Raw genomic sequence first — 20,363 nt, 5'->3', positions numbered from 1 at the left:
GATGATGATTGAATGGATTATCCGCCGGTCAGTGGCCAATCGTTTCCTGGTCATGATGGGTGCGCTGTTCCTCAGCGTCTGGGGAACATGGACGATTATTAACACGCCGGTCGATGCCTTGCCCGATCTGTCTGACGTTCAGGTGATTATCAAAACCAGCTATCCCGGTCAGGCCCCGCAGATTGTTGAAAACCAGGTGACCTATCCACTCACCACCACCATGCTGTCTGTTCCCGGCGCAAAGACAGTGCGCGGTTTTTCGCAGTTTGGCGATTCGTATGTGTATGTCATTTTTGAAGACGGTACTGATTTGTACTGGGCCCGTTCGCGCGTTCTGGAGTACCTGAATCAGGTTCAGGGCAAACTCCCTGCCGGCGTAAGTTCCGAGATCGGCCCTGATGCCACCGGCGTGGGCTGGATATTTGAGTATGCGCTGGTGGATCGCAGCGGAAAACACGATCTCGCCGAGCTGCGCTCACTGCAGGACTGGTTCCTGAAGTTTGAGCTGAAAACGATCCCGAACGTGGCTGAAGTGGCCTCCGTCGGCGGCGTGGTCAAGCAATATCAGATCCAGGTCAATCCCTTAAAACTGGCTCAGTACGGCGTCAGCCTGCCGGAGGTTAAGCAGGCCCTTGAATCGTCTAATCAGGAAGCAGGGGGATCGTCCGTAGAAATCGCGGAAGCGGAATATATGGTGCGGGCCAGCGGCTATCTGCAGACCATCGATGATTTCAATAGTATCGTCCTGAAAACCGGCGAGAACGGCGTCCCGATTTATCTCCGTGACGTTGCACGCGTACAAACAGGGCCGGAAATGCGCCGCGGCATTGCCGAGCTGAACGGGCAGGGTGAAGTGGCGGGCGGCGTGGTGATCCTGCGTTCGGGCAAAAATGCGCGTGAAGTCATCACGGCGGTGAAGGATAAGCTGGAGACGCTGAAGGCCAGCCTGCCGGAAGGCGTTGAGATTGTGACCACCTACGATCGCAGCCAGCTCATCGACCGGGCCATAGATAACCTGAGCGGCAAGCTTCTCGAAGAGTTTATTGTCGTGGCCATCGTCTGCGCGCTGTTCCTCTGGCACATTCGCTCGGCGCTGGTGGCGATTATCTCACTGCCGCTTGGCCTGTGTATTGCCTTTATCGTCATGCATTTCCAGGGGCTGAACGCCAATATTATGTCGCTCGGAGGTATTGCCATTGCCGTCGGCGCAATGGTGGATGCCGCCATCGTGATGATTGAAAATGCGCATAAACGGCTGGAAGAGTGGGATCACCAGCATCCGGGCGAGCAGATTGACAACGTAACCCGCTGGAAGGTGATCACCAATGCCTCCGTTGAGGTGGGGCCAGCACTGTTTATCAGCCTGCTGATCATCACCTTGTCGTTCATTCCCATCTTTACCCTCGAGGGGCAGGAAGGGCGGCTGTTTGGTCCGCTGGCCTTCACGAAAACGTACGCCATGGCGGGTGCGGCCGCGCTGGCCATCATCTTGATCCCCATTCTGATGGGATTCTGGATCCGGGGTAAAATCCCCGCTGAGACCCGTAACCCGCTGAACAGACTGCTGATTAACGCCTATCATCCGCTTCTGATTCGGGTGCTCCACTGGCCTAAAACAACCCTGCTGGTTGCGACCTTATCCATCTTCACGGTGATCTGGCCCCTGAGCCAGGTGGGCGGCGAGTTCCTGCCGAAGATAAATGAAGGCGACCTGCTGTATATGCCGTCAACATTGCCTGGCGTGTCTCCGGCAGAAGCGGCGGCGCTCCTGCAGACTACGGACAAACTCATCAAAACCGTGCCTGAGGTGGCGTCGGTGTTCGGTAAAACCGGTAAAGCCGAAACGGCCACGGATTCCGCGCCGCTCGAAATGGTGGAAACCACCATTCAGCTAAAGCCTGAAGAACAGTGGCGACCCGGCATGACGATTGACAAGATCGTTGACGAGCTCGATAAGACCGTTCGTTTACCTGGCCTGGCGAATCTCTGGGTTCCGCCCATCCGCAACCGCATCGATATGCTTTCAACCGGGATTAAAAGCCCCATTGGCATCAAGGTGTCAGGTACCGTTCTGGCTGATATCGACGCCACGGCGCAGCGCATAGAGGCCGTCGCCAAAACGGTGCCGGGCGTGGTGTCCGCCCTGGCTGAACGTCTGGAAGGCGGGCGCTACATCGATGTTGATATTAACCGGGAGAAAGCCTCCCGCTATGGAATGACGGTGGGCGACGTGCAGCTGTTCGTCTCCTCGGCCATCGGCGGCGCGACGGTGGGTGAAACGGTTGAAGGCGTGGCCCGCTACCCGGTTAATATTCGTTATCCTCAGGACTACCGGAACAGCCCGAATGCGTTGAGGCAGATGCCGATCCTGACGCCGATGAAACAGCAGATTACGCTGGGTGATGTGGCGGATATAAACATCGTTTCCGGCCCCACGATGCTAAAAACGGAGAATGCCCGACCTGCGAGCTGGATTTATATCGATGCCCGCGGCAGGGATATGGTGTCGGTCGTGAACGACATTAAAACGGCCATCGGCCAGAACGTAAAGCTGAGGCCGGGTACCAGCGTGTCATTCTCCGGACAGTTTGAACTGCTTGAGCACGCTAACAAGAAACTGAAGCTGATGGTGCCGATGACGGTGATGATCATTTTCATTCTGCTCTATCTGGCGTTTCGTCGCGTAGATGAAGCGTTGCTGATCCTGATGAGCCTGCCGTTCGCGCTGGTCGGCGGGATATGGTTCCTCTACTGGCAGGGTTTTCATATGTCAGTTGCAACCGGTACCGGATTTATCGCCCTGGCCGGGGTGGCGGCAGAATTTGGGGTGGTCATGCTGATGTATTTGCGTCATGCCGTTGAAGCGCAACCGGCGTTATCCCATCGGGAAACGTTCACTGAGCAGGGGCTTGATGACGCTCTTTATCATGGCGCCGTGCTGCGCGTGCGGCCAAAGGCAATGACCGTCGCGGTGATCATCGCGGGTCTGCTGCCCATTCTCTGGGGGACCGGCGCAGGATCAGAAGTCATGAGCCGGATAGCGGCGCCGATGATCGGCGGGATGATTACGGCACCGTTGCTATCGCTGTTTATTATTCCTGCGGCGTATAAGTTAATTTGGTTGCGCAGGCATAAAACAAAGACAGCCTTTGGAGAAGATGACAGGGGAGTCAACAACTGATAAATTAGCTATTCAATAACCTATTCAAAAAGCGATTCAACGCCATGATAAATCGATCCGAAACGCTACGTCAATTGCTGAGGCAAGGACCAGTATCGGTAAGGCAACTTACTGATATTATGGGAATTAGTCAGCCTACCATTTCGCGATCGATTAAAGCGCTTGGCGATGAAGTTGTTCGCATTGGCTCCGGTCCATCTATTCACTATGTGCTGCGCGACCCGCATCGTGGATTCAGTTCGGCCCCCATCTACCGCATAACGGAAGAGGGGCAGGTTAAACCGCTGGGTAAACTCGTTCCGGTGTATCCAGACGGATTTGTCATGGAGCAAACGGACAATGTATGCCTCCACAGCGACGGGTTGCCGTGGTGGTTGTTTGACATGCGGCCTCAGGGATACCTTGGCCGCGCGTATGCCTCCCGATTTTCATCCGAGCTTGGCCTGCCGGCAAATCCGGAAAACTGGACTGACTCCGATGTTATCAGGGCGCTGCTGGCCCATGGGCATGATGCAGTAGGGAACCTGATAATTGGTGAACAGGCGCGGAATCATTTTGTTGAGATGCCGTCGCCAGTTGAAGTGGACCGGGCAACCGCATATCCGTCACTGGCGCTGGCCGTTAGCGCCGGCGATGTACCGGGTTCCTCCGCAGGCGGTGAGCAGCCCAAATTCTGTACTTACACAGAACGCGGTCACGTCATTGTGAAATTCACTGCACCGGACGATAACCCTGTAAGTGAACGCTGGCGAGACCTGCTGCTGGCGGAACATCTGGCGTTAAACGTGCTCGGCGTCGAAACAGAAGTGTTTGATTTTGGTGGACAGCGCTTCCTTGAGATACCGCGGTTCGACCGCACGGGACCACTTGGTCGTAAGGGGCTCTTTTCATTACGTGCGCTTGAGGCGGAGTTTGTCGGTCGTGCAAGAGAAACCTGGCCGGTACTGGTGAACGAGCTGGCAAAGCAGGGATGTGTTCACCCGGATGCGGTCGCCAGCACGGCAAGGCTTTGGGCGTTTGGAATGCTTATCGGCAATACCGACATGCACCATGGCAATCTGTCGTTTATCAGTTCCCATGGACGTCCTTACGATCTTGCGCCAGCCTATGACATGCTGCCTATGGGCTTTGCGCCGAAGTCAGGTGGCGGAATGGTGAATACGCTTCGCCCGATTGCGCTGATCGACGCGATCGAGACAGGGACCTGGCATCAGGCGCTTGAGCTGGCTGAACGCTTTTATGCACTTGCGAACGGTTGCAGCCGTTTTTCCGCCAATTTTGCGCCATGTCTTGCAGCATTGCGAAGCCATCTGGACGAAGCGAGGCAAAAAATCTCGCGTCTGGGATAATGAGTATTTGATACGCTCCTTAAAAGTGGGGCGTTTTTTATGGGCAAGACCAGGGGATGTAACGGAAGGTATTGAGGTTATGATTACTGCAATATCTCATTTAACATAATATACATTATGCGCACTGATATGGAATCAGGGAAAATCTGGCGTTTTGCTGACAACGTTGGCCTGAATACTTATGGGTTCTGAATTGACTATCTCACTGTGCGTCCAGCGCACGTCAGCTTAACGGTGCCGCCTTCCAGGGTTTACTTACCGTTTTTCTCTGTTGATATAAGCCTGTAAACCCTCTGCAAGAAAATCAAACACCGTCTTACAGGCCTGGCTGTGGCGTAAATCTTCATGCATCACCAGCCATGTGTCGAGATGAAATGCAAAGAAATCAGGCATTATCCTCTGTAACGGCGGAGAAAATTCGGCCAGATGCACCTGGCACATACCGATACCTGCTCCGGCACGTATGAGGTTTAATTGCGCAATATCGCTGTCGGTTCGCACGGTAAATAGCTCGCGGTTGATCTGTGGGTACTGTTTAAGCGCTTGTAAAATAAAGGGTGTCATATTATCGAAACCCACAAGCGTATGGGTGAATAACTCATCAATACTTTCCGGTGCACCATGTCGTGACAGATAGGCTGGCGCGGCATGCAGACCTATTTCAACCCTGCCCATTCGACGAGCAATTAGTTGCTCCTGCACCGGTGTGGTCATGCGTACTGCAATATCAGCTTCCCGGTTCAGTAAATCCTGAACGCGATTAGACAGAACCAGTTCAACGGTTATTTGCGGGTATTCCTCCTTTATTTGTGCGATCACGGGAGGCAGAACCTCAGTGCCGATGATTTCACTTGCGGCAACGCGCACCACGCCTCGTATTCCGGCTGCGCCGGAACTGAAGCTGGCAGCCGACCGCTCAATCATCATGGCCGTATTTTCCATCGCTTGTGCGTGGCCCTTCAGTTCGACGGCTGCGTCCGTGGCCTGCAATCCTGTCTGTGAACGTGTAAATAAAACAAGGCCGAGGGCTGATTCCAGTGCTGCAATATGACGTCCGGCGGTTGGCTGGGTAATGGCAAGCCTGCGTGCGGCCCCTGACAGAGACCCTTCCCTCATCACGGCCAAAAATGTGCGATACCATTCCCACGGGATATTTAGCTTCATACAAAAATGCATACCTGCTGGCTTATATTATGCAATTACATTTAGCCCGTGCGGTCATTAAGATGTCAAGCAGATATCCAATAAGGGTCAGACGATGAAAAGCATAAATAAGGTACTAATACTGGGCGCAACGGGTGGTATCGGTGGCGAAATAGCCCGTAAACTGATCCGGGACGAATGGGATGTGCGTGCATTGCGCCGCAGTACTCCGCAAAATAGCGTTCGCAACAATAGCATTTCGTGGATAAGCGGAGATGCGCTGAATGCTGAACAGGTTGAGGCGGCTGCGTCAGAATGCAGCGTGATCGTCCATGCCGTTAACCCGCCGGGTTATCGAAACTGGGAACAGCTGGTTTTGCCCATGCTGCATAACACCCTCAACGCAGCGGAGAGAAACGGTGCATTAATCGTTCTGCCGGGCACGATTTACAACTACGGTCCGGATGCTTTTCCCCTCTTGCGTGAGGATTCTCTTCAGAATCCGGTTACCCGAAAAGGCGCCATACGAGTGCAAATGGAGCAGGAACTTGCAGCCTATGCACAGCGTGGCGGAAAGGTGCTGATTTTGCGGGCTGGAGACTTTTTTGGTCCGCATGCTGGCAACAACTGGTTTTCACAGGGATTGGTCAAATCGGGGTATCCACCGAAGGTCATTAAAAACCCAGGGAAAACCGGCGTAGGCCACCAGTGGGCTTATTTGCCGGATGTCGCCGAAACGCTCGCAGCGCTGTTGGCGCGTCGGGATGAACTCGAACCGTTGGCCCGTTTCCACATGCGCGGGTATTGGGATCCTGATGGGACAGCAATGACCACCGCCATAAAGCTCGTCGTGGAACGTGCCGGCATAAAGGCGAAAGTGAAATCGTTTCCCTGGTGGCTTATCTCTGCGATGAGTCCCTTTAACACCACACTGCATGAAATACGGGAGATGCGTTATCTTTGGGAGCAGACAATAGAGATGGACAACTCAAAACTGATTGGGTTTTTAGGCCACGAACCTCAGACCCCTCTTAATGAGGCCGTACATGCAACATTAGTTGGTTTGGGCTGTATTTAACATAACCTGCAGTTTAGAAAGAGTTGAAATATGTCTGATATACTCAATCTTTTGAAAAACATAGCCCTAAGCAAATGGAAATTGAATTAAATAAAAGTGTTAAAGAGAGACTCTTCCATGCAGTCATTTTTGAGGTGATGGCCAACGTTATTATCGCCCTGTCACTTGCCTGGCTGATGAATGTGTCTGTTCTCCAGTCAGGCTCGTTGTCCGTCATATCCGCACTTACCGCAACGATCTGGAATTTTATTTTTAATAAACTCTTTGATTCCCTTCAGAAAAAATACCAGTTTGAAAGAACATTTCTCATTCGTGCGATCCATGCAGTAGGTTTTGAAACGGGACTCATCATAACCTTAATGCCTGTCGCGATGATTATGCTGAATCTTACAGTAACGGAGGCTTTTTTTGTTGAGATCGGTCTTGTACTGTTTTTCCTGCCGTACACGATGCTGTTTAACTGGATCTACGACTACCTGCGCTGGACATTTGTTGGACGGAAACGGTCTGCTCTGTAGCGAGACATCTGTCACATAGACACGCCGTTGATCTTATTCGACTCCTCTCACCTTCTATACTCTTCATTTCTCTATCTCTTTTGAGGAGTCGATAATGTTTGACCATGTTAAATTCGGCGTTAGCGATTATGAAAAAAGTAAAACCTTCTTCCTTGAGGCGCTTCGCCCGCTTGGTGTGGAGCTCATTGATGAAGGCGCACCAGATTATGGTGTCGAAATGAGCGCTGGCGACGTTTCACTTTGCCTTTTCCAGACAAACGACACACCCGCGCCTCTGCATCTGGCGTTTGTGGCTAATACGCGCCAGCAGGTAGATGATTTTTACCACGCCGCGCTGCGCGTTGGCGGACGTGATAACGGCGGACCGGGATTACGACCGTACGGTGAAAATTATTATGCCGCTTTTGTCATCTCACCTGATGGTCATAACATCGAGGCCGTGTGCCATGCACCGGAGAGCCCGTAGCCCAACGCCTTTTTCAAAAGTCGTCAACCGATCTGCTCATGCGTCTTTTTGCACGAAAATACACGAATTGTTGTATTTAAGGCCGATAGTGACGTAAGGTATCCTCTGTAAATGTGCAGTTTCATGCAATAACACTGACAGAGGTATCAATGAAACAACAGTTGATTTTAATTGCCGGTCCCTATCGCAGCGGAACCGATGGCGTTCAGGCGCGAGTAGATGAGAATCTGGCGCGTCTCGAAAACGCAGCATTAGCCGTTTACCAGCGTGGCCACATCCCGGTGATTGGTGAATGGCTTGCGTTGCCGCTGGCAAAAGCCGCAGGCTCAAAAACGGTGGGTGATGAAATCAGCGAAGCGATGCTGTACCCCGTTGCTCACCGGCTCATCGCAAAATGCGATGCGATTTATCGTATTGCCGGTGCGTCTAAAGGTGCCGATATGGACATTGAGGTAGCCAGAAAATATGGTCTCAGCGTTTATACCGCGCTTGAGAGCATTCCAGAAGCGTAAGCCAGGACGTCAGCCAGCCTGTCGTTTAAGGCTGGCTGTCAGAGGCTGTCACGATCTGAGCTCAGCACGACGGATACCCCCTTTTGCGATACCGCGCGGATCCACTCCTTATCCGTACCGTCTTCAACGACGATGGTATTCACTGAAGATACATCGCCAATCACAAACGACGACGCGGTGTTGATTTTTTCCGGAGACGCCAGAACGACCGTTTCCGCGGCTCTGCCGGAAAATGCACGTTTGATACATGCCTCTTCGAAATCACCGGTTGTCAGCCCCGCATCGGGATGAATACCGGTCACCCCCATAAAGAACAGGTCTGCATGTATATTCTCTATGCCTTCGATGGCCGCAGCGCCGACCGCAACAATCGAGTGTTTATACAAGCGTCCGCCGATTAAAATCACCTCAATGGAAGGATGATCAACGAGCCCCAGAGCAATGCTCGGGCTGTGCGTCACCACGGTGATGCGCAAGTCAGGTGGGAAAAAGGTAATCAGCTCCGAGGTCGTCGTGCCACCGTCGACAATCACCACCTGGCCTGATGAAATCAGCTGTGCTCCTTTTCGGGCCACCCTTTTTTTCGCATCCATCTTTACGGATTGCCGTTCGGCAAACGGAGCAATAGCGGAAGATGACGGCAGCGCGCCGCCGTGAACACGCTGCAAACGCCCTTCTGCCGCCAGCTCGCGCAGATCGCGCCGGATGGTGTCTTCAGAGACATCAAAGAGAATGCTGAGCGCTTTTGACTGGACCTGCCCTTCGGCACCCAGCTTTTCAAGGATCAATTGTTTTCGCTGACTGGTGAGCATCATGGATTCCTGATGTTGCATGTTTTATCTTGAACATGCATGATATTGCTGTTTATGACCATTACTCTACGTAAGGAGGAACAATCGTGCAATCAAAACGTGCAGATGTGCGCATCATCGACAGTGAAACCCTCTCCGACAACTGGTACATCCTTAAAAAATATACCTTTGACCTGCAGCGACGTGATGGCGAATGGCAACGGCAGCATCGGGAAGTCTATGACCGTGGCAACGGCGCGACGATTCTTCTCTATAACCGTGAGAAAAAGACGGTGATCCTGACGCGCCAGTTCCGCTTCCCTGTCTTTATCAACGGCCATGAGGACGATTTAATTGAAGCTGCAGCGGGATTGCTGGACAACATGGATCCCGAAAGCCGCATAAAAGCAGAAGCGGAAGAAGAGACCGGCTTTCACGTTTCGCGCGTGCAGAAAATCCTTGAAGCCTATATGAGCCCAGGCTCGGTCACAGAAAAACTCTATTTTTATCTTGCCGAGTACCAGCCAGATGACAGAACCGGCGCAGGCGGCGGGCTCAAGGCTGAGGGTGAAGATATCGGCGTGCTGGAAATGACGCTTGAAGAGGCATTACGCAGCATTGAAACGGGCAAGATTGTCGACGGTAAAACCATCATGCTGCTTTATCATGTTGCCCTTAAAGGTATTCTGTAACCTACTGGTTTAAATCCTTATTTGAAAGCGCATGAAGGTGGTTCGCTTGTTCGTTACGGGGATAAAAAGCAGAATACCTCCTAAATTTTGCAGCCTACTATATTTAGTGAACGATTTCGAAATTCGATAAAATCATCAACATTTCCCTGAGTCACCTGCATTTATCATTCAAAAATGCCAAACGTTCACGAGGCTGCCTGCTGAGGTAGCCTGTCTTATCTTTTGTCTGGATTAAAATGCGACTCGCTACAGATAACGAAGCATATTATACTTGGTCCTCCACTCGAACAGGAGGCAGCAACTCACGTGAAGGATACATATTACAACGACATAACGATCAATACGCAAATTCAGAGTGAGCTGGACGCGTTTTTTGAGGATTTCAAAGGGATCGTCTTCGCCTACGCTATTATGAACAAGAAAGATCCTTCACAGATGAGGATACTCAATAATAATTCTGAGTGGTTTAATATCTATCTTGAAAGAAAATATCAGTTCATTGACCCTGTCATTATTCGGGCTTTGCGCTGTGTTGAAGATTTTTTCTGGGAAAGTGATGTCGTCCTGTCGGATGGTTATAACCTGACACGCATTTTCGACGAAAGTGTCCAGTATGATATTTACCAGGGACAGACGTTTCCTCTGCATGACTATCTGAATAATCTTGTGGTCTTATCCGTCATCAGCCCTAAGCATTCAGGCATTGACATTGATAAATATCGACCGCAATTTCTACGCTTCCTTGTTCAGTTACATCAGAAGACGCTCAATCTTTACAGTCAGCATCAGCAGAAAAAGAATGTTTTCTTGTCGCCACGCGAGCGCCAAATCCTTAAATGGGTCAGCGCCGGGAAAACGTACGCCGAAATTGCGGTTATTTTGTCTATTGCTGAGCGCACCGTTAAATTCCATATGGGCAATATAATGAAGAAACTCGGTGTGAATAATGCCAGACACGCAATAAAACTTGGAACGGAACTCCGGTTACTGGACGACTGACCCTCAGCCACTGGTTATAAATGGCGTAAATGTTCGAGCATTTCGCGAAGCCAGTGACTGGATTTGTCTTTGCTAATAATGTCTTCAATAATGCTGGTGCTGGCAGGCATATAAATATAGTAAATAGCCTCCCCTTTTTCAGAGACACCGCGCTGAATGACTTCAACTTTCCAGTTTGCATGGCGAAATATGGCATACATACCACGACTGGCTACTGCGTACATCCCGTGATATTTTTTCTTTATGCAATAAATATTCATCGCTAGAAACAATGCCTTACTGGCGGGTACACCCTGCAGACTTGCAGAGTCTCGTGTTTCTTTATCTAAAAATAAACGACTCACTTCACAGCAGGGAACATCTGCTGGAAAAACAATGGGATTATCGAAATAGTTGTGAAAGATTTCGCTTATCATTGTCGGCTGCGTTGCGTTAATAAATCGCGCGCCGCATAACAGCTGTCCATCATACATACCCAGCAAGTAGGTCGTGTTATGGGAATCAAACCGATCCTTTTCCATGCCTTCGATGCATTCAACTTTCCAGTCGAGTCGGTCCCGAAAAGTTTTTCTTCTGAGTCGGTAGAGTTCGTATGCTAATGCTGGTGGCAAATCATCGTAGTCGTGTAAAAAAAATTCAATGACAGAATTCATGCTCTTGTTCCTGATAATAACACCTGAAACTATTATCACCTGTCTTTTAGGACAGCTTTCATTGTGCCGCATATTCCCTATACTTAAAAAGTACCTGACCACGAAGTTCTCGCAAAACTAAGCGGTCAGGAGGTCAAAGACCTACGAAACACCAGGGATATACCCATCGATGATTATCTAATAATTAAAGTTTCGGGTACAGAGCATAAGAAGCACTTTGCCGATAAAATATTAAAAAACAATAATTACAATAAAAACATTGCCCCTTAATCTTTTAAGGGGTAATATTTCTGTTTTATTATTTTTCCACCCTCCCTTCGTTTTACTGACTCTAGTGATTTTCTTCTGCCCGAAACCCTCGTCGGTACCGTTTTACAGGCATCTGCCTGTGCTATTCTTGCTGAATCATGTAAGACGGAGAATTGATGATGGCTGACTGGAACCCTTCTCTTTACCTGCAGTTTGGCGCGGAAAGAACGCGTCCAGCCGCTGAATTGCTCGCCAGAATTCCTCTTGATGAAGCCGCTACTATCGCCGATCTGGGCTGCGGTCCAGGAAATAGCACGGCGCTGTTAAAGCATCGCTGGCCTTCTGCGCACATTACCGGGGTCGATAACTCCCCTGCCATGCTTGAGGAAGCACGCGCCGCCTTACCTGACTGCCACTTTGTTGAGGCCGATATCCGTCAGTACAAGCCTGGCCAGCCGCTGAGCCTGATTTATGCCAACGCGTCGCTGCAATGGGTTCCTGACCATTACGATCTCCTGCCGCATCTTGTCTCCCTGCTTAAGTTAAATGGCGTGCTGGCGATCCAGATGCCCGACAACTGGCTGGAACCCACCCATGTGGCGATGCGTGAAGTGGCGCTGGAGCAAGACTACCCGGACCGTGGCCGCGAACCTCTGCCGGGCGTACATGCTTACTACGATATTCTGTCGGAGGCTGGCTGTGACGTGGATATCTGGCGGACAACCTATTATCACAAAATGAGCTCTCATCAGGCTATTATTGACTGGGTAAGCGCCACCGGCCTGCGCCCCTGGCTCCAGGAACTGAATGAGAGCGAGCAGAAACGTTTCCTGAAACGCTACCATGAACTGCTGGAAGAGCAGTATCCGCTCCAGGAAAACGGGCAGATACTGCTGGCTTTTCCTCGGTTGTTTATCGTGGCTCAACGCCAGCCCTGATCCGATTATAAGCGGGCTTCTTTAAGCAACTGCTGGATAACCTTTTCCTGCTGCTCATAATCACCCTCGCCAAAGGCGGTATAGCGCAGCTGGCCTTTGGCATCAAAGTAGTAATGCGCTGGCCAGTACTGATTGCCGAAAGCATTCCAGATTTGGTAGTTATTATCCGTCACCACCCGATAAGGCAATTGCCATTTCGTTACCGCCTTTTGTACCGAAGAAAGCGGTTTTTCCCAGGGGTATTCCGGCGTGTGAACCCCAATCACCACCAGACCCTGCGATTGATACTTTGTAGCCCAATCCCGCACATGTGGGAGCGTATGCTGGCAATTAATGCAGTCCCAGGTCCAGAAATCAATCAGAACAACCTTCCCTTGCAATGCTTCAGACGTGACAGGGTCACCGTTTAGCCATCCTGTTCCGCCGCTTAGCGAAGGAAGCTGGCTGCTGGGCTCAGCGATCGCTACCGGCTGGAGCTTCACCGGCGCGGCTGTGGGTTTTGCCAGATTTAAGAGCGCGGTCTCAAGACGATCTGCGACGCCGTTAGCCCCTTTCAGCTGCGAGGTCATCCCCGTCGCGTTCAGGATGACCGCCGCTAACATCGCTACCCCCGCCCCCTGACGCAGCTTTGCCATGAGCGCCGATTTTGCTCTCAGCGGGGTCACTAGCGTGCGGCCTCCGATGACGAGTAATCCCAGCATCAGCGCGCATCCGCTGCCATAGGCGGCCAGCAGTGCGCCGGTGGTAATAGCGGAATGCCCCGCAATGTTAATGCTGAAGATCGCCCCCAGAATGGGTCCGGCGCAGGGAGACCAGAGCAGTCCTACCGCAAGCCCGGCCAGAAATGCCGATGCCATTCCGCGCGTTTGTCCGCTTCGGGTGTTCAGGACATTACCCGCGCTGACGGCCGGACCCGCAATACGCTGGGCGAAAGAGGGGAAAATTAAGGCCAGCGCGGCGGTAGCCAGAATGACGAGCGCGATCCAGCGCCCGACAATGGTCGCCTCTGTTATCCACTCGCTGGCGACGGTAACGACCATCGCCACCAGGGTGAACATCACGACCATCCCTGCTAGCAGGGCCAGAATATGTCGTCGTTGTCCCTGAAAACCGGCAAACAGGAGTGGAATAACCGGGAGCGTACATGGGCTGAGCAGGCTTATCATCCCGCCCAGAAAAGCGATTACCAGAAACATAATGACCTCACGTTATACGTCCTGCGACACTGCAGTGAGGCTATTTCATCGTGCTGATGTGTTCAGGGTATATGTAAACGCGCGGTTTTTGTCTGGCTCTGTATCACCCTGGCCGGGAGATACAAAGCCGTACAATTTTACTAACGACGCGGTAGCGTAATGGCGACATCCAGTCCGCCACCGGCGAGGTTCGCCAGCCTGAGTTTTCCTTCCAGCTGTGCGGTCAGCTGCGCGGCAATCGCCAGGCCGAGTCCTGTCCCGCCGGTATCGCGATTACGCGAGGTTTCAACCCGATAAAACGGCTGCAGAACCGCCTCCAGTTCGGCTTCGGGTATTCCCGGCCCGTCGTCCACAATGTGAATCACCACCTCTTCGGCAGACGAAATATCAATGGCAATGACGGCACCGCCGCCGAACTTCAGCGCATTATCCAGCAGGTTAGTCATCACTCTACGAAGCGCCTGTGGACGCGTGACGATCGGCAAACGGACTTCGTTTGCCTGAAATTGCACGTTTTTACCAATGTCCTGATAATCGCAGGCGATGCTGTTGACCCAGGCGTTCAGCTCCAGCTTCAGCGACGTCTCTTCCAGTGATTCTGATGACCGGGCATACGCGATACCCTCCCGCACCAGACGAGACATGCTATCAAGGTCGTTCAGGAGCTTGTCGCGTATTTCCGGTTCCCCGGCCATTTCGACGCGCAGCTTCATGCGGGTAATGGGCGTCTGAAGATCGTGGGAAATCGAGGCCAGGATCTGCGCGCGTTCCCTTAGATAAGACTGAATGCGCGCCTGCATGGCGTTGAAGGCATGCGCTGCCCGCTGCACCTCAAGCGGCCCCTTTTCCGTCATTGGCGTGCTAGACGCCGGATCCAGCGCATCCACCGCGCGGGTAAAGTGTGAAAAAGGTCGTACAACCTGCCGCACGGCAATCCAGGCGCAGGCCGCCAGAACCAGCAGCTGCAGGATGAGAACGACCGGTAGCCAGCTGGCGACGGGCGGCATGCGCGGGATCAGGTCAATGGTCAGCGGTGCGCCATCGCGTAACGTAAGATGGGCCTGAATATGTGAAATGGTGCCGGGAACCGCGGTAAAGCTAAGCGGGTAATGCGCGGCCAGCGCCGCTTTTAAGGTTCGGATAGCATCCTGCGAACGTTTATCCGTCGGTGCAGCGCCGGGTTCCCCTGTGCCCAGAATATAACGATAGTTACCTCGTTCAAGCCGCGGCAGCCAGGCAGCGCGTTCGCTGGCCGGCAAGCGGTCTAAAATAGCGACGCTGGTTGCGACATCGTTTTCCAGATTACCGAGCATCACCGTGCGGGCGCTGTGCATGCGTTCAATCATCACCAGCGTCAGGCTCAGGGCGTTAGCCAGCAGCAAACCGGACAGTACGACGATCAGCAAACGGGCCAGCAGCGAGCGTGGCCAGAGCGTCATTCGTTAACCTCTTTGATGGTCACCGGCATCGTAAAGACGTAGCCTTCGCTTCGCACGGTTTTGATATAGGCGGGCGTGCGGGCATCTTCATTGAGACGCTGGCGAACCCGGCTTACCAGCAGATCGACAGAACGTTCAAACAGTTCTGCGTCACGCCCCTGCGTCAGGTTGAGCAGCTGGTCACGGGTAAGCACGCGCTGTGGATGATCCAGGAAAACGCGCAGCAGACGATACTCCGCCCCGCTGAGCGCCACAATCACCCCTTCCGGATCGATTAAGTGGCGGGCGACGGTATCGAGCTGCCATTCACCGAACATCACCAGCCGCCCGGCTTCTGTCACCTGCAGATTCGGCGGCATCGTGCGAAAACGTCGTAAAATCGCTTTGATACGCGCCAGCAGTTCGCGGGCGACAAACGGCTTCACCACGTAATCATCCGCCCCCATTTCCAGACCGAGGATCCTGTCCGTTTCCTCATTGCGGGCCGTCAGCATCAGAATGGGCAGATCTTTATATTTCCCGACGCGGAGCTCTCGGCACAGCGTAAGGCCGTCATCGCCGGGCATCATGACGTCCAGCACCACCAGGTCGATATGCTGTTTATCCAGCACGCTACGCATCTCTTTACCGTTGGCCGCGCCCGTCGCGCGATAGCCAGACTTACCGAGATAATCGACAATCAGTTCACGAATATCCCTGTCGTCATCGACGACAAGGATATGATCAATATGCTCCACCGAACTCTCCAGACCGAGGGGTAACGTACTGAAAATAGCATATTTCAGAGTTTGTCAGCGTCAACGACGGCTTTGACGAAATCCTGAGGATCTTCCTGAGGCGGATTGTGCCCCACGGTTGCGCCGAAGGTGCGGTGCTCATATTTGCCGGTAAATTTAGCCGCATAGGCCTGCGGTGCCGGGTGCGGCGCGCCGTTGTTACCGCCTTCGATGGTGATCGTTGGAACGGTGATATTCGGCAGCGTGGCCAGTTTTTGCTCATAGCGGTCGTATTTGCCCTCGCCTTTTTCCAGCCCTAAACGCCAGCGATAGTTGCTGAGCGTCACGGCGACGTGGTCCGGGTTATCGAGGGATTTGGCGCTGGCGTTAAAGACCGCATCGCTAAATTTCCAGTCAGGCGAGGCCTGCGACCAGATTAAGCGCGCAAAGTCATGCGTGTTTTTGGCATAGCCTTCAGCGCCGCGCGCGGTGGCGAAATAGAACTGATACCACCACTGCTGCTCTGCTTTTGGCGGCAGCGGCTGTTTGCCAATCTGCTGGCTGCTAATGAGATACCCGCTCACCGACACCAGTGATTTTACGCGCTCTGGCCACAGCGCCGCGACGATATCCGCCGTCCGGGCGCCCCAGTCATATCCTGCAAATACCGCCTGCTTAATATTCAGGGCATCCATCAGATTAACGATATCTTTCGCCATCGCCGACGGCTGGCCGTTGCGCGGTGTGTTTGCTGACAGGAAGCGCGTGGTGCCGTAGCCGCGCAGAGACGGCACAATGACCCGGTATCCTTTTGCCGCCAGAGCGGGTGCAACCTCGGCGTAGCTGTGAATATCGTAGGGCCAGCCGTGCAGTAAAATAACCGGTTGACCGTCTTTCGGGCCAATGTCGACATATCCAACATTCAGATCGCCGGCGTTAATTTGCTGAGGATGATCGAAGGCTGCGGCGACGTTTGCGCCGGTGACTTCGGCCTGACAGGACATCACGGTGCCGAGCGAAACGGTCAGTGCGAGGGTTGAGTAAGCAAGTTTGCTGAACATGTTGGTATCTCCGGTTGAGTACAATTCACGGGGATATAACAACACCTCAATGTATAGCGGATATTTGCTAAAGCAGGTTTATTGCAAGCCTGTGTATGTACCCGGGACGCAGATACAGTGTGATACAAACACAGGCGCTGAAGTCTTAGAGGGAGAGACGATAGCGGACGTAATCGTCAGCTTCACCATATTTATCATAGAGTTTACGCGCCGGGTTGTTCTCCCGGGTGACCCAGTACAGTTTAAACCACCCTTCGCGCTTGCCTTCCTCAACCAGAGCGTCAATGAGCGCCTTACCGGCTCCCGCCCCGCGTTCGGCAGCATCAACAAACAGATCTTCCAGGTAGCAGACGGGGGCCGTTGACCAGGAGCCTTCATGCAAAATGCACATCGCGAAACCGATGACCTTTTCGTCCTTCTCCACGACCCGGCAGAACATCGATGAATGCGCTGAGAGCGCCCTTTCCCACGTTGCCGCGGTAACGGATTCCTCAAGGAAGCAATCATAAAAATGGGTGTAACCATCCCACAGCGGTCGCCATTGGGAATAATCCTCTGCGCGTAAAGGTCTTACCGTAACTGCCATGTTTTCCTCACATTACAGATAAATTGCCATTTCAAAACAGCGTAAATCAGCCCTCGCCATACGCGAGTAATGATTATGTTCTCTCAGCGTCACAAACCCCAGCTTCTGATAAAACGCCTGGGCGTTAGGCGTCGCATCGAGTGTCAGGCGGGTTATCCCCCGGCTGCGGGCTTCCTGCTTGAGCGCCTCGATAATCCGGGTAGCCATGCCTTTACCCGATGCCGCGGGCAAGGTGAAAATCGCCTCCAGACAGTGGGTATCAAGATCCAGATAGCCGGTTGCCGCAGCATCGCCCTTTTCATCTTCAACCACGTAAAAAGGGTATTCAATGACCATTTGCCGATAACGTTCGGGCATCAGTTCTGGCGTCCAGCGCGCAATGACGTCAGCGTTGTAACTCGTTTTACAGCCGTGACGAATCGCCTGGTTGCGAATATTCCAGAGTGTTTCGGCTTCATGTGGCGTGGCTTTTCGTAACGTCATAACCTCCCCCTTTAACGGCTTTTTAGCCGCATTTCCCGTGCCAATCTGGCAAGACGCTGAGTACGACAATAGAGCGTAAACAGAACAAAGCCGCTGCCGTTCATCACCACCCGACAAAGTAACAGCGCGAAAGATGCAATGACGAGTGGCCAGAGGCTTCCATCATGAGAAAGCAGGATGTGTAGAACCTGAACGAGGGTCGTTATCAGCAGGATGATGAACAACGCCATAAAGCCCGACAATCCCGACGTATTCCCACGAGCCAGTAGTACGCTTGTCACAATGAGCGCGCCTGTCATCGTCAATGATGGTAAGAAAAAGCTCAATGCATGATGTAAAGGTGACAAACCCTGCAACCTGCTGAGAAAAGGCAAAAGGTTTAGTGCAAACGCCACTAAAAACAGAGGTAACAGCATAGCTACCCGGTAAGGATTTTGAAGCGGAAGCTCGCTGAGGGGGCGCGAAAAATACCGTTCCAGCTCGGGAGTGGGTCGGGTATCCCCACGGGTAACAGCTTCCTCTATCTCTCTGCCATGCTGCAAGAGATTCTGGAAAACACGTCCAACTAAAAGAGACAAAAATTCCATTAAAATTTCGCCATTAGAGATGCAACCCATCTTTGGTAGTGAATAACCACAGCACGTCTCAACAGAATGTGATAGAGATGAAAATACCAGAACGCAAACAAAAGCATAACGCCTAAAAAGGGAGATCCGCGCATGACGATACCGACGCTCACGACAGAACGTTTACTGCTGAAACCGCTGGTTGCCGAAGATGCGGCCCAGATACAGAAGCTGTATCCGCGCTGGGAGATCGTCCGCTATATGGTCTCTTCCGTGCCCTGGCCCTATCCGGATAACGGCGCGGAAAACTATGTCAACAACGTGGCGCTGCCGGATATGGCGAAAGGGATTGCCTGGTTCTGGAGCATCCGGCGACGTGAGGTGCCGGATGAATTGATGGGCATTATTTGCCTGTACGACGTCGAGGATAACAACCGTGGATTCTGGCTGGCCCCTGAGTTTCAGGGCCAGGGATATATGCGCGAGGCCAGCATTGCCGCGACGGATTACTGGTTCAATACGCTAAACAAACCCGTATTACGCGCTCCGAAAGCCGCCGCAAACAGCCGCTCACGGCGTATTTCAGACAGTAGCGGCATGCGGCTTATCAGAACGGAACAAAAAGCCTACGTCAGCGGCATGCTGGACTCCGAGCTGTGGGAGATCACCCGCGACGAGTGGAACGCCCGTCAGGTTAGCTGATAGTGTTTATCCGGCATCAGCCTTTCCGGAATGTTCTCTTCGTCGTTCATCTGCAGCAGATCGCGTTCCATCATATTGCAGATGGCGTCCAGCGGCAGGTCGTTATCTTCTGTGCCAAACGGATCTTCCAGCTCTTCCGCCAGGGTATCCAGCGAGATAAAGGTGTAGGAAATCAGGGCCGAGACGAAGGGCGTCATGTAATGCAGATCTACAACCAGTGCGAACGGCAGCATGATGCAGAACAGATAGACCGTACGGTGCAGAATCAGCGTGTAGGCAAACGGTACCGGCGTGGTCGCGATGCGCTCGCAGCCGGACAGGACGATGGACATATCGTTCAGGCGGTTATTCAGGCTGTGAAACAGGATGTCTGAGAGTTGCCCGTTACGTCGCCGCACGGCCAGCCACTCCCCCATGATCAGTAAAATACGGTTCGCGGGCGCGCTGGCGTTCATCACCTGACGTAAATCATCAGGAGAAAGATAGCGAGAGAGCTGCTCGGCGTTCAGTTCACGTCGCAGGGTCATGCGCAGGCAGTTGGCAAAAGCAATCTGCAGTCGTACGAATTCGCCGAGGTGCTTATCGTCAGGCAAGGTGTTTTTTACCTCGCGAAACAGCGAGCGTGCCGCTATCATCAACTGCCCCCAGAGCAGGCGAGCCTCAACGTAGCGTGAATAACAGGCGTTGTTTCGGAAACCCAAAAAGATAGCGATCGCCACGCCGAGAATGCTGAATGGCGCCACGGTAAATTTGATGCCCAGCGAGGTATACCACGGCAGCATCAGGATAACGGCGATAGAAAGCAGGAAGTTGAGCAGCAATCGGGTATAGATCTTAGGCAGTACCGAACCGTGCCAGACAAAAATCAGTTGTAGCCAGTGCTGTTTTGGACGAACGATCATAGTGAGTTTCAGGAAAGAAAAGAGCGAGGCTATTAAACGTGATCCCCGTCACCGTTGCAAGCTTGTTAACGGGACATTGCATTTTCTCCCCTGATTAGCGAAAACCGCACGGTGCTGCATATGCTCTTTTAAAAACAAAGCAC

At 52.6% G+C, this 20,363-nt stretch carries 21 protein-coding genes; 10 read left to right on the top strand and 11 right to left on the bottom strand.

Translation table 11 applies throughout. The annotated features are described in order from the left end of the window. Positions 1–4: 4 nt before the first annotated feature. Both silA and yjjJ read left to right on the top strand, forming a co-directional pair. Positions 5–3,181 carry a Cu(+)/Ag(+) efflux RND transporter permease subunit SilA gene (gene silA / locus V1587_RS13695; protein WP_371898331.1) on the top strand — a complete coding sequence of 1,059 codons (3,177 nt, stop codon included), beginning with the start codon at positions 5–7 and terminating at the stop codon, positions 3,179–3,181. Between the two features lie 44 nt (positions 3,182–3,225). Further along, positions 3,226–4,530 carry a type II toxin-antitoxin system HipA family toxin YjjJ gene (yjjJ, locus tag V1587_RS13690; RefSeq protein ID WP_371898111.1) on the top strand — a complete coding sequence of 435 codons (1,305 nt, stop codon included), beginning with the start codon at positions 3,226–3,228 and terminating at the stop codon, positions 4,528–4,530. A gap of 255 nt (positions 4,531–4,785) precedes the next feature. Here the strand turns inward: yjjJ and V1587_RS13685 are convergent, their stop codons facing one another. Beyond that, the gene (locus tag V1587_RS13685; protein ID WP_371898110.1) at positions 4,786–5,694 is read right to left on the bottom strand and encodes a LysR family transcriptional regulator; all 909 of its coding nucleotides are present in this window, start codon (positions 5,692–5,694) and stop codon (positions 4,786–4,788) included. Between the two features lie 94 nt (positions 5,695–5,788). On the opposite strand from V1587_RS13685, the gene V1587_RS13680 reads away from it, so the two are divergent. The 4 genes from V1587_RS13680 (at position 5,789) to V1587_RS13665 (ending at position 8,247) form a co-directional block, all read left to right on the top strand. Then, positions 5,789–6,751 carry an NAD-dependent epimerase/dehydratase family protein gene (locus V1587_RS13680; protein WP_395314376.1) on the top strand — a complete coding sequence of 321 codons (963 nt, stop codon included), beginning with the start codon at positions 5,789–5,791 and terminating at the stop codon, positions 6,749–6,751. A 74-nt stretch (positions 6,752–6,825) separates the two neighbouring features. Then, positions 6,826–7,269, top strand: coding sequence for a PACE efflux transporter (locus tag V1587_RS13675; RefSeq protein ID WP_371898108.1), 444 nt, complete (start codon positions 6,826–6,828; stop codon positions 7,267–7,269). Between the two features lie 94 nt (positions 7,270–7,363). Continuing rightward, positions 7,364–7,735, top strand: a complete 372-nt coding sequence (locus tag V1587_RS13670; RefSeq protein ID WP_371898107.1) for a VOC family protein — start codon at positions 7,364–7,366, stop codon at positions 7,733–7,735. A gap of 149 nt (positions 7,736–7,884) precedes the next feature. Next, a complete protein-coding gene (locus V1587_RS13665) occupies positions 7,885–8,247 on the top strand; it encodes an NUDIX hydrolase (RefSeq protein WP_371898106.1) in 363 nt (120 codons plus the stop codon). 38 nt (positions 8,248–8,285) lie between these two features. Here V1587_RS13665 and V1587_RS13660 read toward each other — a convergent pair whose 3' ends face one another. Continuing rightward, the gene (locus tag V1587_RS13660) at positions 8,286–9,059 is read right to left on the bottom strand and encodes a DeoR/GlpR family DNA-binding transcription regulator (protein WP_371898330.1); all 774 of its coding nucleotides are present in this window, start codon (positions 9,057–9,059) and stop codon (positions 8,286–8,288) included. 86 nt (positions 9,060–9,145) lie between these two features. On the opposite strand from V1587_RS13660, the gene V1587_RS13655 reads away from it, so the two are divergent. Together V1587_RS13655 and V1587_RS13650 are read left to right on the top strand one after the other, a co-directional pair. Next, positions 9,146–9,730: a GDP-mannose pyrophosphatase gene (locus tag V1587_RS13655; RefSeq protein WP_371898105.1), complete on the top strand. Its 585-nt coding sequence runs from the start codon at positions 9,146–9,148 to the stop codon at positions 9,728–9,730. A gap of 306 nt (positions 9,731–10,036) precedes the next feature. Further along, positions 10,037–10,729, top strand: coding sequence for a LuxR C-terminal-related transcriptional regulator (locus V1587_RS13650; protein ID WP_371898104.1), 693 nt, complete (start codon positions 10,037–10,039; stop codon positions 10,727–10,729). A gap of 14 nt (positions 10,730–10,743) precedes the next feature. On the opposite strand, the gene V1587_RS13645 is transcribed toward V1587_RS13650, so the two are convergent. Continuing rightward, the gene (locus V1587_RS13645) at positions 10,744–11,382 is read right to left on the bottom strand and encodes an acyl-homoserine-lactone synthase (RefSeq protein ID WP_371898103.1); all 639 of its coding nucleotides are present in this window, start codon (positions 11,380–11,382) and stop codon (positions 10,744–10,746) included. Between the two features lie 428 nt (positions 11,383–11,810). On the opposite strand from V1587_RS13645, the gene tam reads away from it, so the two are divergent. Continuing rightward, on the top strand, positions 11,811–12,569 hold the full coding sequence (tam, locus tag V1587_RS13640) for a trans-aconitate 2-methyltransferase (protein ID WP_048224425.1): 759 nt from the start codon (positions 11,811–11,813) through the stop codon (positions 12,567–12,569). 5 nt (positions 12,570–12,574) lie between these two features. Here the strand turns inward: tam and V1587_RS13635 are convergent, their stop codons facing one another. The 7 genes from V1587_RS13635 to V1587_RS13605 form a co-directional block, all read right to left on the bottom strand. Continuing rightward, the gene (locus tag V1587_RS13635; protein ID WP_371898102.1) at positions 12,575–13,765 is read right to left on the bottom strand and encodes a cytochrome c biogenesis protein/redoxin; all 1,191 of its coding nucleotides are present in this window, start codon (positions 13,763–13,765) and stop codon (positions 12,575–12,577) included. A gap of 140 nt (positions 13,766–13,905) precedes the next feature. Then, on the bottom strand, positions 13,906–15,204 hold the full coding sequence (locus V1587_RS13630) for an ATP-binding protein (RefSeq protein WP_395314375.1): 1,299 nt from the start codon (positions 15,202–15,204) through the stop codon (positions 13,906–13,908). Next, positions 15,201–15,941 carry a response regulator gene (locus tag V1587_RS13625; RefSeq protein WP_371898100.1) on the bottom strand — a complete coding sequence of 247 codons (741 nt, stop codon included), beginning with the start codon at positions 15,939–15,941 and terminating at the stop codon, positions 15,201–15,203. The genes V1587_RS13630 and V1587_RS13625 overlap by 4 nt, the downstream gene beginning before the upstream one ends. A gap of 44 nt (positions 15,942–15,985) precedes the next feature. Beyond that, complete coding sequence (locus V1587_RS13620) at positions 15,986–16,981, bottom strand: alpha/beta fold hydrolase (RefSeq protein WP_371898099.1); 996 nt, start codon at positions 16,979–16,981, stop codon at positions 15,986–15,988. Between the two features lie 145 nt (positions 16,982–17,126). Beyond that, positions 17,127–17,567 (bottom strand): GNAT family N-acetyltransferase, encoded by a 441-nt coding sequence (locus V1587_RS13615; protein WP_395314374.1) that lies wholly within the window; start codon positions 17,565–17,567, stop codon positions 17,127–17,129. A gap of 12 nt (positions 17,568–17,579) precedes the next feature. Beyond that, entirely contained in the window at positions 17,580–18,050 is a 471-nt protein-coding gene (locus V1587_RS13610; RefSeq protein ID WP_371898097.1) for a GNAT family N-acetyltransferase, read from the bottom strand. A gap of 11 nt (positions 18,051–18,061) precedes the next feature. Then, entirely contained in the window at positions 18,062–18,637 is a 576-nt protein-coding gene (locus V1587_RS13605; RefSeq protein WP_371898096.1) for a hypothetical protein, read from the bottom strand. 132 nt (positions 18,638–18,769) lie between these two features. Here V1587_RS13605 and V1587_RS13600 point away from each other — a divergent pair, with 132 nt between their 5' ends. Then, positions 18,770–19,318: a GNAT family N-acetyltransferase gene (locus V1587_RS13600; protein ID WP_054829724.1), complete on the top strand. Its 549-nt coding sequence runs from the start codon at positions 18,770–18,772 to the stop codon at positions 19,316–19,318. On the opposite strand, the gene V1587_RS13595 is transcribed toward V1587_RS13600, so the two are convergent. Continuing rightward, positions 19,306–20,220 carry a bestrophin family protein gene (locus V1587_RS13595; protein ID WP_371898095.1) on the bottom strand — a complete coding sequence of 305 codons (915 nt, stop codon included), beginning with the start codon at positions 20,218–20,220 and terminating at the stop codon, positions 19,306–19,308. The genes V1587_RS13600 and V1587_RS13595 overlap by 13 nt on opposite strands. Positions 20,221–20,363 lie beyond the last annotated feature (143 nt).

The organism is Enterobacter sp. ECC-249, assembly GCF_043965265.1.
GTDB lineage: Bacteria > Pseudomonadota > Gammaproteobacteria > Enterobacterales > Enterobacteriaceae > Enterobacter > Enterobacter quasiroggenkampii.
This window is presented reverse-complemented; position numbering and strand designations above follow the sequence as displayed.